The 11186-nt window shown below is 69.6% G+C and carries 11 protein-coding genes; 6 read left to right on the top strand and 5 right to left on the bottom strand.

Annotated elements, in window-relative coordinates:
- The coding region (locus JF597_RS47690) for an MFS transporter (RefSeq protein ID WP_294011747.1) at positions 1–731 on the top strand (731 nt) is incomplete at its 5' end.
- 130 nt (positions 732–861) lie between these two features.
- Positions 862–1278: a nuclear transport factor 2 family protein gene (locus JF597_RS47685; protein WP_294011745.1), complete on the top strand. Its 417-nt coding sequence runs from the start codon at positions 862–864 to the stop codon at positions 1276–1278.
- A 36-nt stretch (positions 1279–1314) separates the two neighbouring features.
- Here the strand turns inward: JF597_RS47685 and JF597_RS47680 are convergent, their stop codons facing one another.
- Positions 1315–2094, bottom strand: coding sequence for an IclR family transcriptional regulator (locus tag JF597_RS47680; RefSeq protein ID WP_294011743.1), 780 nt, complete (start codon positions 2092–2094; stop codon positions 1315–1317).
- Positions 2095–2240: 146 nt separating this feature from the next.
- Between JF597_RS47680 and JF597_RS47675 the strand changes: the two genes are divergently transcribed.
- The 4 genes from JF597_RS47675 (at position 2241) to JF597_RS47660 (ending at position 6995) form a co-directional block, all read left to right on the top strand.
- Positions 2241–3440 carry an FAD-dependent monooxygenase gene (locus JF597_RS47675; RefSeq protein ID WP_294011741.1) on the top strand — a complete coding sequence of 400 codons (1200 nt, stop codon included), beginning with the start codon at positions 2241–2243 and terminating at the stop codon, positions 3438–3440.
- Positions 3441–3819: 379 nt separating this feature from the next.
- Entirely contained in the window at positions 3820–5541 is a 1722-nt protein-coding gene (locus tag JF597_RS47670) for a thiamine pyrophosphate-binding protein (RefSeq protein ID WP_366916554.1), read from the top strand.
- 62 nt (positions 5542–5603) lie between these two features.
- Positions 5604–6422, top strand: a complete 819-nt coding sequence (locus JF597_RS47665; protein WP_294011737.1) for an SDR family oxidoreductase — start codon at positions 5604–5606, stop codon at positions 6420–6422.
- Positions 6423–6443: 21 nt separating this feature from the next.
- On the top strand, positions 6444–6995 hold the full coding sequence (locus tag JF597_RS47660; RefSeq protein ID WP_294011735.1) for a VOC family protein: 552 nt from the start codon (positions 6444–6446) through the stop codon (positions 6993–6995).
- Positions 6996–7286: 291 nt separating this feature from the next.
- Here the strand turns inward: JF597_RS47660 and JF597_RS47655 are convergent, their stop codons facing one another.
- The 4 genes from JF597_RS47655 to JF597_RS47640 form a co-directional block, all read right to left on the bottom strand.
- Complete coding sequence (locus JF597_RS47655) at positions 7287–8225, bottom strand: dioxygenase (protein WP_294011733.1); 939 nt, start codon at positions 8223–8225, stop codon at positions 7287–7289.
- Between the two features lie 11 nt (positions 8226–8236).
- Positions 8237–9292, bottom strand: a complete 1056-nt coding sequence (locus JF597_RS47650) for a maleylacetate reductase (protein ID WP_294011731.1) — start codon at positions 9290–9292, stop codon at positions 8237–8239.
- On the bottom strand, positions 9292–9888 hold the full coding sequence (locus JF597_RS47645; protein ID WP_294011729.1) for a nuclear transport factor 2 family protein: 597 nt from the start codon (positions 9886–9888) through the stop codon (positions 9292–9294). Before JF597_RS47645 ends, JF597_RS47650 begins: the two co-directional genes overlap by 1 nt.
- 234 nt (positions 9889–10122) lie before the next feature.
- Positions 10123–11186: aldehyde dehydrogenase family protein (locus tag JF597_RS47640; RefSeq protein WP_294011727.1), on the bottom strand; the 1064-nt coding region annotated here is incomplete at its 5' end.

Genomic DNA, 11186 nt, shown 5'->3' with positions numbered 1-11186 from the left:
AGTCCACTGTCGCCTACCTCTTCTTCGGAGGCATCGGCCTTGTGCAACTGCCCCTCACCTCCAAGCTGCTCGAGCGGTACAACCCCCGGTGGGTGCTCTTCACCGGCCTGGTCCTCATCGGCGCCAGCGGGCTGTGGTTCGCCGGCGTTCCGACGAGCGATCGGACACTGACCGCCATCGTCGGGCCGCTGGTCCTCGCCGGCGTCGGCTCGGCGCTCGCCTTCGCCGCCATCAGCGCGGTCGCGGTCAACACGCTGCCCAACCACCTCGCCGGCATGGCGAGCGGCGCCACGAGCACGTTCCGGGACCTCGGGTTCGCGCTCGGCCCCGCGATCATGGGTGCAGTCGCGCTGAGCCAGGCCGCCAAGGAGATCTCCCGCAACCTGGCGGACAATCCGACCCTGAGCAAGGCCTACGCGGCTTTTCAGGCCGCTCCGGCCCATGCTCCCGCGGATCAGAAGCCGCAGCTGGAGGCGGCGGTGCACGCCGTGGGCTCGGGCCCGCTCGGCGCCAACTCGGTGCCGGGCAGCATCACTTCGCCGGACGGTCACGTCATCCCCTTCAACCCGCTCAAGGACGTCGCTTTCCACGCCCTCAGCAGCAGCTACTCCCTGGCGTTCGTGCTCGGTGGCGTGGCCGCTCTGCTGGCGGCGGCGCTCACCCTCGTGGGCGGGCCCGGTGGCGCGGACCAGGCTCATCTCGACGACGACCCGCACACCCTCGACGGCTGACCGCCCGACGGGCACGCCTGCGCCGGGACAACCGGAGCGCTCGCCGCGACTCCCCGAAAGCGGTAGTCGCGGCGGGTCATGGCGTACAAGAGACAACGATCAACCGACACATTCGGACGGGAGCCGCACCATGACCACGACACACCCGGGGACGAGCAGGAACGACGTCCGGACACCGGCCACGGTCGCCGAGGCGGAGGCCGCCTGGCTCGTCGCGATCACGAAGGGGGACGAGGAACAGCGTGAACTCATGCTTCCCGACTGCGTGATCGTGCACGGCCCGGTCGGGAACGTCCATGAACGCGAGCGCTTCCTCGGCTACAACGCGTCCATGGGACCCACGGTCGAGGCCGAGACCAGCGAGGTGACCTGCCGGGAGCGGGGCGGACGGGCCGTCGTGACGTGCTTCCAGAAGATGCGCATCCGGCGCCTGCCCGACCTGCCGCCGTTCCTGGTGCAGGCCGTGGCCACCCGGGTGTGGTTCTCGACCGACGAGGGATGGCGCCTCGGTCACATGCAGCTCTCCCGGCGGCAACCGTCGGCATGACGCGCTGACGTGCCGGTTTCCTCGCCCCGCGAGAGGTCACGAGGTGCGAATGGGGATGCCCGGCCTCCAGCCGAGACTCCTGGACAACCCCAGTCCGCTCGCGACCAGCGAGGGAACGGCCGCCTGCAGTTTGATCGAGCCCGCGGCAACCACGACGGAGAGGGCCGCGACGACTTTGCCGTGGCCGTCGACGATGCGTGTCGCGACCGACTCGGCCCCCTCACTGAGCTCCTCCTTGACGACCACCGTTCCGGTCGAGCGACAGGACGCCAGCTGGCCTCGGAGTTCGGTCGGGTCCACGATCGTTCGGGGAGTGAAGCGTCGCAGTCTTCCGGCCAGCACCTCGTCGATGAACGCCGGACTGCTGTGGCTCAGCAGTACCTTGCCGACGCCCGAGCAGTGCAGGGGCAGCTGGCCGCCGACCTGTGACGTCAGACCGACGGCGTTGTGGGCCGACAACCGCTCGATGATCACGGCCTGGTCGCCCTGGAGTACAGCCAACTGCACATGCTGGCGAAGAGCCGTGTACAGGTCCTCCACGAACGGCTGCGCGGCGCTGCGCAGCGTCTCGGCGCGTGGTGCGAGGGTCCCGAGGCGCCACAGCGGCAGGCCGATCGCGAAGCGGTTGTCGCTGGTGCGTTCCAGCGCGCCCGCCTCCACGAGTTCGAGCGTCAGGCGCCTGGCGGTGGCGTGCGGCATGCCGGTGCGCCGGACCAGGTCGGCGAGGCTCAGCTCGGTGTTGTTGGGGTCGAAGGCGAACAGCAGATCCCAGAGGCGGGAGCTGACAGTGCGTCCTGGCTCGTTCGCACGAGGCATGGGCCTCTCCTTCATCCTGCGTGGCGCCGTGACTCTACCTCCAATGTTCGTTGGATGAATGAAGCTGTTCTTTCAGCGCGTACTTTGCCGAACTCTTGCAGGCAGCCAGTCACCACCTCGCCAGAGGTCAACGGGAGTGAAAGAGCATGATGACTACGGAAGCAGGCCCCAGGATCGCGATCCTCGGTGGCGGCATCGGAGGCCTCGCTGCCGCGGCCTTCCTCCGCGACAAGGGCTTCCACAGTGACGTCTACGAGCAGGCCGCAGCCCTCACCGAGGTCGGAGCCGGCCTGGTGATCGCCCCCAACGCCGCCCGCCTGCTCCGGCGTCTCGGCGTGCTGGACCGGTTCGTCGAGCGCGCGGTGCAGATGGAGATCGGCTGGGAGTTCCGGCGCTGGGAGAACGGCACCGTCCTCTCCGCGGAGAACCTCCAGGCCGGCTGCAAACGTTTGTACGGCGAGCACACCTACACCGCCCACCGCGCAGACCTGCTGGATGCCTTGAGGTCGGCCGTCCCCGAGGACTCGCTCCACCTCGGCAGGCGCTGCGTCTCGGTCGAGTTCGAAAACGACCAGGCGGTGCTCCGGTTCGAGGACGGCGAAACAGTTCGCCCGGACATCCTCATCGGTGCCGACGGAGTCCACTCACGCGTGCGTAGCGCGATCGTCGGGCCGACTCGGACCAGGGAGTCGGGCATCTGCGCCTACCGGGCCCTCGTGCCGGCGCACAAAGCACCCGAGTTCGCCAGGCGGCGCGCCCAGACCCTCTGGATCGGCCCCGACCACCACCTCGTGCACTACCCGGTCTCCGGCGGGGACTACGTCAATCTCGTCGCCTTCGCACCAGCCGGTGCGAGCAGTGTCGAGTCGTGGACGGCCACCGCGACGCTCGGGGAACTGCTCGACGAGTTCGACGGCTGGGATCCGCGCCTGGTGGAGCTGATCAGGTCGGCCGACACACCGGGACGCTGGGCGCTGCTCGACCGCGAGCCTCTCGACAACTGGAACCGCGGCAACGCGACCCTGCTGGGTGACGCGGCCCACCCGATGTTCCCGTTCTTCGCCCAGGGCGCTGCCCAGGCGATCGAGGACGGCGCCGTCCTGGCCCTCTGTCTGGCGGAGGACCCGGACAACCCGCTGGCGGCCCTGGGGCGCTACGAAGAACTCCGCCGACGCCGCACGGCGCGCCTGCAGGAGGTGTCGCACGGGCGGTCCCACATCAACCACCTTCCGGACGGCCCCGACCAGCAGGCCCGCGACCTGGCGTACTCGCAGGCCGACCCGCTCAGGTCGAACGGCTGGATCTACGAGTACGACCCCGAGGTCGCCGTCTCTGCCTCCGTGTGAGCGGTCCTGCGGGAGGCACATGTGCCTCCCGGGGGACATGGACGCGTTGGTTGATGAGAACGTCAGGCGAGCCCGATCTGCCGCATGAAGGTCAGCTGGTCGTAGATGGTGAACTCCGGCCGCCTCGTAACTCGCGGACGGCGTGATGCAACCGCGTCACGCCGTCCGCGCGGCTGCGCCGACCGGACTCGCACCGCCTGGAACGACGTACCGGGCCGCCCAAAAGTCCTGCCCAGGGATGTCGGCCTGTCTCTGTCGGACAAGGCGTTGACCATCCAACGAACACGGCCATTGTCGTCACCGGGGCCGCGCCCGAGACTCCGGTACGGATGGCCCGAGATACGGCCCTGTTCCGGCGACTTTTGTCGGAACCCTGAGTATGTCCAGAAGGGCGGACCACCGAATGGCACCCGCAACCGGTAGTGGGCTCGTCGTGCGAACGCTGCAGCGAGCCGGAGTCAACGTCGCCTTCGGCCTGCCCGGAGCACATATCGACGGCATCCTCCAGGACGCCCTCGACGCCAAGCTCCGGATCGTCGACGTGCGCCACGAGATGAACGCCGGCCACGCGGCCGAGGGCTATGCGCGCGTCACCGGAAACCTGGGAGTTGCCGTCGTCACGGCCGGCGGCGGCTTCACCAACGTCCTGACCTCTGTCGCCAACGCCCATCTGGACCGAACCCCGGTCCTCTACATCGCCGGCTCCGGCCCCCTCGAGACGGACCAGGTCAACGACCAGCAGGCCGGGTTCGACCAGGTCGCGATGGCCACCCCGGTGACCAAGTTCGCGCACCGCGTCACCCGTACCGAGCTGATCCCCCGCCTGGTCGCCCAGGCGATACGCATAGCGCAGTCGGAGCCCAAGGGCCCGGTGCTCCTCGACATTCCCTGGGACGTCCTGCGCCAGCAGGTCGACGCGGACGAGGTCGAGGACTACCGCCTCGACATCGACGGCACCGGCATCGCCCCCACCGATGGCATCGACCGGATCATCGAGGCGCTCGCCGCCGCCCGGCGGCCGATCGCGCTGGTCGGCAAGTCCTTCGTCACCGCCGAGGCACGGACACGGTTGCACGAGTTCGCCGCCCGTACCGGAGTGCCCCTCTTCTCCGACTGGGAGGGCCTCGGGGCGATCGTGGGCTCAGAGCAGCACGTCGGTCTCATCCAGTCCCTGGCCACCGTCCCCGAGGACGAGCGGCCCGACCTGGTCCTGTTGCTGGGGCTGCGCTTCGGACTGGCCACGCAGTTCGGCACGGGGAGACTGCTCCCGAAGAGCGCGCGGATCTTCCAGATCGACCCCGACGGCCGTGAACTCGGCCGTCTGCAGGACGTCGAACTCGGCGTCCAGGCCGACCCGATCGGCACGATCGGCCTGCTGTACGAGCGCCTGGGCGACAGCCCCGTGCCCTCCGGGCGCGACGACTGGCTGGGGACCCTGCGGGGCATCTCGGCCACTCGGCGATCCGCGCTCGCCGCCGAGACCGAGGAGCACGAGGACGACGCGATCCACCCGTACCTCGCGGTCCGTACGATCGCCGAGAGCGTCCCCGACGACGCCACCGTGGTCGTCGACGGCGCCCTGACCGAGCTGTGGCTCTCCGAGACGATCGCCCTCGCCCCGCTGGCCCACTACCTAGGGCACGGCTACCTCAGCTCGATGGGCAGCAACTTCGGCGTGGCCCTGGGAGCGCAGTACGCGGCCCCCGACAAGGCGACGATTCTCGTCACCGGCGACGGCGCCGTCGGCTACAGCCTCGCCGAGTTCGACTCCCTCGTCCGCGCGGGACTCCCGGTCGTCGTGATCGTCCTCAACAACCAGGCCTGGGGCGCCACCCTGCACACCCAGCAGTTCCTGTTCGGACAGGACCGCGTCACCAACAACCGCCTGCAGAACGGCTCCTACAGCGGCGTGGCACGGGCTCTCGGTGCGGACGGCGTCGACGTCACCGAACTCGACCAGCTCCGCCCGGCGATCGAGGCCGCTCTGGCGGCCCGCCGGCCGACCTGCATCGACGTACGGGTGAGCCTTGCGCCCATTCCGCCGGAGGAGCGCGTCCTGAACGGCGGGGCTCCGTTCGGCGGCATCGAGATCGACACATGAACTTCCACTGCTGAACCGCCACTGCTGAACCGCCACTCCTGAACCCCCCACGAAGGAGAACCATGAACGTCACGACTGACGCCGGAAGCAGCGACGGGGCCGTCGATGACCGGCGTCATCGTTTCCTCGGAAAGACCTGTCTCGTGACCGGCGGCAGCAGGGGCCTGGGTCTGGCGGCCGCACAGGCCTTCGCGCGCGAGGGTGCGCGTGTGGTCATCGTCGCGCGGGACCCGGACCAGCTGAAGCTCGCGAGCGAACTGATCGGCGAGGGCACGATCGCCGTGGCGGCCGACCTCTCCTCAGTGGCCGGCATCAAGGCCGCCGTCACCGAGGTCGCCGCACAGGTCGACCACCTTGACGCCGCCTTCCTCAACGCCGGGCAGGCGGGCATCAAGCGCCTCGACGACATGGACGAAGCCACCTGGGACATGGTGTTCGACACCAACGTCAAGGGCTCGTTCTTCCTCATGCAGGGTCTCAGGCCCTTGCTCGCACCCGGCGGGGCCGTCGTCTTCTGCGGCTCGGCGGCCGGTCGGAGGGCCAGCGCGGGAACCGCCGCCTACGGCACCAGCAAGGCCGCGCTGGAGCACCTGACACGCATCCTCGCCGCCGAAGTCATCGGCGACGGAATCCGGGTCAACATCGTCATTCCGGGCGGCATGAACACCGACATCGCCGCCCGCACGACGGGCCTTCCGCCCGGCGGAGCCGAGGCATTCCGGGAGCGGGTCAGGCTCAGCACTCCCATGCTCCGAGAGGGAGAACCGGACGAACTCGCTGACGCGGTGCTCTTCCTGGCCTCATCCGAAGCCGGCTACATCACGGGCGCGGCCCTCCCGGTGGACGGCGGCGCCACCGGCTTCACCCGCCCGTCGGCATAGAGACGAGCGAGGACAACCAGCATGGAGTTTCCCTTCGGCCAGCCGACCGACGCCATCATCCAGTTCGCCTACACGGTCCCCGACCTCACCGCCGGGATGCGCTGGTGGACCGGTGAACTCGGCGTCGGCCCCTGGTTCGTGAACGAGAGGATCGGCGGAGCGGGCTCCACCTACCGTGGTGAGCCGGGAAAGGCCGAGTTCACCCTCGCCCTCGCCTTCTCGGGCCACACGATGGTCGAGCTGATCCAGACCCTGGACGACGAGCCGTCCATCTACAGGGACGCCCACGCGCGCCGTGGCTATGGCTTCCATCACGTCGCCAAGGCCGTTCCGAACGTCGAGGAAGAGGTCGCACGTCGTGAGGCGGGCGGAGCGTCGGTGCTCTTCCACGGTCGTGTCCCAGGGGGTGAGGTCTTCTTCCTGGAGACCGGTGAGGAGGCCCCGGGGATGATCGAGCTCGTCCAGGACAACGAGGTCACGCGCGGGATCTTCACTTCCGTCTGGCGGGCATCGGTCGACTGGGACGGCACGCGCCCGCTGCGCGACTTCGCGGAGTTGCTGCCGGCGGCCTGACGGGAGCCGAGCGGGACGCGGGCCGCCTTCCGGCAGGAGGCCGGAAGAGCGCTGTGGACGGTCGGCCGTCCACAGCGCTCGCCGCCTACCGGATCAACGTCGGCAAACCGTACCTGGCCCTGCTGCTTGCGGCACTGGCTGGTGTGAGACGCCTCGCCTCGCGCCGCTGTACGTAGGACGGGTGGGCCATCGTGCCCTCCGGGCCGCCCGTCGGCGTCTCCGCGTCCGTCGCGACGGCGGCGCACCGCCCCAGCGACGGGAACCGCCTCCTCGGTGGGAGCGGCGGGCAGGTCACACGCCCTTGGGGGCAAGGACGATGTCGAAGCGCACACGGCTCCATGTGCCGTCGAGGACGCGGCCGTCGGGGGTGGGCGTACCGGCGGGCTGCTGCTCGAATCGCTTGATCAGCGAGTCCTTCACGCCGAAGACGGTGTCCTTGCGGCCGATCGGGTCACCCTCGGGGAAGATGTGGGTCACCAGCGTGCGGGCTCCTTCGTGGGACACCATGAAGTGCAGGTGGCCGGCGCGCAGCGGTGAGCGGCCGACCGCTTCGAGCATCTTGCCGACAGGCCCGTCGTCGGGGATCGGGTACGGCGTCGGGGTGAGGCCCCAGAAGCGGTAGCTGCCGTCGGCCGCGGAGAACAGGTGCGCCCGGCCGGCGCGCTTTCCGGCCTCGTACTGCACGTCGTACAGCCCGTCCTCGTCGGCCTCCCAGACCTCGATGAGCGCGCCGGCGAGCGGGGTGCCGTCGGTGTCGGTGACGGTGCCCTCGACCCAGCAGGGCTCGCCGGGGGCGCCGAAGGCCAGGTCCTCGCCGAGCTCGATGGCGGGGGAGTCCTCGACGAAGAACGGCCCGAAGACGGTGGCCTCGGTGGCGCCCTTGTAGGCCTGGTTGTTGACGTTGATGGTCTGCATGCTCGCGCCGAGAGTGTCGGAGAGCAGGATGAACTCCTGCCGGACCTCGTCGGTGATGTGGCCGGCCTTGGTGAGGAAGTCGATCGCCGTCCCCCACTCCTCCTCGGTCAGCCGGACCTCGCGGATGAAGGAGTGCAGGTGCTTGACCAGGGAGGTCATCAGCTCCTGCAGCCGCGGGTCCTGGCAGGCGTCGAAGGAGGCCACGACGTTGTCGACGAGTTGCTGCTCGACGGTCTGCTGCTCCGGCGACACCTCGCGGTAGATGGTGCCGTGGGCACCGGCCTCGGCCGAGCCGGGGTTGACGTAGGTAGCCATGACGGCCTCCTTCAGTTGATCGGGTCGCCGGCCCACGCCGCCTTCAGCAGCGCGGTCAGGTTCTCGTCGGTGACGGGGGCCGGGTTGTTGTCGGGGATCGCCTTCATGATCGGCCCCAGCGCCTTGGCGATGCCGTCCTCGGGCATGCCGTAGTCGCGCAGTGCCCTCGGCGCGTCGAGCACCTCGCGCAGGGTGGCCAGGCCGGCGCCGGCCTTCTGGGAGCCGAATGCCTGGGCGATACGGGCTTCCGCCTCGGGGGCGTGCGGGGCGTTGAAGGCCAGCACGTAGGGCAGCACGACCGCGTGGGTCTGTGCGTGCGGGAGGTTGAACATGCCGCCGAGGACGTGACAGATCTTGTGATGCATCCCGGAGCCTGCCGAGGCGAACGCGACGGCGGCGAGGTAGGCGCCGTACAGCGTCTGCTCGATGCCCTCGACGCCGGCCGAGTCGTCGGCCACCGCCGGCAGACCGGTCGCCAGCGCGCGGATGCCCTCCTGCGCCAGTGCCCGGTCGATCGGGTCGGTGCGCGGTCCCCACATCGAGTCCACGCAGTGCGCCATCGCGTTCAGGCCGCTGGCCACGGTCATCTCGCCGGGCAGGGAGGTGAGCAGAGCGGCGTCGTAGACGACCGAGGCGGGCAGCACCTTGTCGTCCACGCCGGTGGTCTTGGTCTCGCCTTCGGTCAGGCCCCACACGTTGGTCGCCTCGGAGCCCGCGTACGTGGTGGGCACCGCGACGATCGGCAGCCCGGTGGTCAGCGCCACCGCCTTGGCCAGTCCCGTGGTCGAGCCGCCGCCGACGCTGACCAGGATGTCCGCTCCCGCGTCGACCGCCGTCCGGAGGGCTCGCCCGGCGACCTCGACCGGCACGTGCATCACGACCTCTTCGTGACGAAGGACGACCGGGATCTCCTTGGCGATCGGGTCGGCCAGCTCCTTCTCACGGTCCGACGCGATCAACATGACCTTGGAACCGCCGAGTGCCTCGACCTCCGCCGCCACGGCGGCGGGTGACTCCCCGGCCGCGAACACCACCCGCTGGGGAAGGGTCGCGTGGGTGAACTTCATCAGGCCTCCACCAGCCATTGCTTGCCTTCACCGTAGAGCTGCTCGACGGCTGCGCCGGTGAGGCCGGGAAGCCCGTCCTTCACCGTGAATCCCGCCTTGGTCTGCAGGTAGGCCAAGTACCGGTAGCCGGCCGGGAATTGGCCCAGGAGTTCCGGGGCCAACGTCAGCGAGGCGGCGGGGTCCACGACGTCGAGCCGGTCCTTCTCGTAGATCGGCTGCCGACGCACCAGGGTCCAGCGACCCTCGTGGCGGGAGAGGAAGTCGTAGAAGCGGCCTGTGCATACGACATCGACCTCGACGCCGTCGACGCTCGCGCGCTGATTGATCGTCATCTTCGTCTGGGCGATGGCGCGGTCGCCGACGATGTCCGCGGTGTGGCCGCCCAGGAAGTGCAGGATGCTGACGCCGTTCTCGAAGCCCTCGCGGCTGGCCTTGATGAAGTCGGTGGCGCTGCCCTGGAACCAGGTGGCGCTCATCCAGCCGTCACGCGGATGCCAGACCGTGGCGAAGCGCTCCCAGTCCCCGGCGTCGCGCCACAGCGCCCAGTTCTCGATGAGCCGCCGTATCTCGTGGCGGTCGTTGTCGGCCTGCGACATTGTTGACTCCTCGGAGGGGTGGAGATGCTGGTACAGGGGCGCGGTCAGACGGACCGGAAGAACTCTTCGAGCTCTCGGTCGAGCCGCTGGGAGGCCTCTGTTTCTCGGGCGTCCGCCAGCCATGCAGCTCCCACCGCCGGGCTGAAGGCCGCAGCGAGGCCCCACAGCCATGGGAGCAAGGGCTCAGGGCGCGGCGCACGCCGTGTCACGTGCTCCGTACGACCTCGTCGCATGTCAGATGGGGTAGTGGCGGGATCCGGACTGGATGGTGATCCAGCGCAGCTCGGTGAACTCCTCCAGCGCGGCGCGGGACCCGAACCGGCCCCATCCGCTGGCGCCGACACCGCCGAAGGGCATCTGGGGTTCGTCGTGCACGGTGGCGCCGTTGATGTGGCAGATGCCCGACTTGATGCGGCGGGCCACGTCGAGGGCGGCGGCCGCGTCCTTGCCGAAGACCGCGGCGGACAGTCCGTACTCGGTGTCGTTGGCGACCGTGACGGCTTCGTCGGTCGAATCCACCTCGATGATCGAGACCACCGGTCCGAAGGTCTCCTCGGTGTAGATGCGCATGTCCGGCGTGACCCCGCGCAGCACGGTGGGGTGCACGAACAGGCCGTCGGCCGTGCCGCCCGCCAGAACCTGCGCGCCCTTGGCGCGGGCGTCCTCGATCAACTCGACCACGTGGTCGCGGGCGGCGCCGTGGACCAGCGGACCGACCTGTGAGGCGGGGTCGCTCGGGGGTCCGACGACGAGCTTGGCGGCACGCTCGGCCAGGCGGGAGGACAACTCGTCGGCGACAGTTCTGTCGACGATGACGCGCTCGGTCGACATGCAGATCTCGCCCTGGTTCATGAAGGCGCCGAAGCTGGCCGCGGCGGCGGCCTCCTCCAGATCCGCGTCGGGGAGCACCAGGAAGGGCGCCTTGCCACCGAGTTCGAGTACGACACGGGTGAGGTGGCGGCCGCCGAGTTCGCCGATGATACGGCCGACCCGGCTGGATCCGGTGAAGTTCACGCGTGTCACGGCGCGGTGGGCGATCAGCGCCTCGACGACGCTCGGACCGTCCTCGGGCGCGTTGCTGATGAGGTTGACCGCTCCGGCGGGTACGCCGGCGTCGTGCAGCACCTGGACGATGGCGGCCTGGGTGAGGGGTGTCTGCTCGGAGGACTTCAGCACCACGGTGTTGCCCCACACCAGCGGCCACACGATGGAGCGCACGCCGAGGATCAGCGGCGCGTTCCAGGGTGTGATGCCGACGACGACGCCGACCGGCTGACGCACGCCGAGGGCGGTCAGGC

Origin of the sequence: Streptomyces sp. (assembly GCF_019510245.1) — a bacterium.
Lineage (GTDB): Bacteria > Actinomycetota > Actinomycetes > Streptomycetales > Streptomycetaceae > Streptomyces.
The sequence above is the reverse complement of the archived record's forward strand: the minus strand, read 5'-3'. Positions and strand labels throughout refer to the sequence as shown.

Coding starts and splice junctions, on each gene's coding strand:
- JF597_RS47685 (WP_294011745.1), top strand. CDS start 862: ATGACCACGACACACCCGGGGACGAGCAGGAACGACGTCCGGACACCG.
- JF597_RS47680 (WP_294011743.1), bottom strand. CDS start 2,094: ATGCCTCGTGCGAACGAGCCAGGACGCACTGTCAGCTCCCGCCTCTGG.
- JF597_RS47675 (WP_294011741.1), top strand. CDS start 2,241: ATGATGACTACGGAAGCAGGCCCCAGGATCGCGATCCTCGGTGGCGGC.
- JF597_RS47670 (WP_366916554.1), top strand. CDS start 3,820: ATGTCCAGAAGGGCGGACCACCGAATGGCACCCGCAACCGGTAGTGGG.
- JF597_RS47665 (WP_294011737.1), top strand. CDS start 5,604: ATGAACGTCACGACTGACGCCGGAAGCAGCGACGGGGCCGTCGATGAC.
- JF597_RS47660 (WP_294011735.1), top strand. CDS start 6,444: ATGGAGTTTCCCTTCGGCCAGCCGACCGACGCCATCATCCAGTTCGCC.
- JF597_RS47655 (WP_294011733.1), bottom strand. CDS start 8,225: ATGGCTACCTACGTCAACCCCGGCTCGGCCGAGGCCGGTGCCCACGGC.
- JF597_RS47650 (WP_294011731.1), bottom strand. CDS start 9,292: ATGAAGTTCACCCACGCGACCCTTCCCCAGCGGGTGGTGTTCGCGGCC.
- JF597_RS47645 (WP_294011729.1), bottom strand. CDS start 9,888: ATGTCGCAGGCCGACAACGACCGCCACGAGATACGGCGGCTCATCGAG.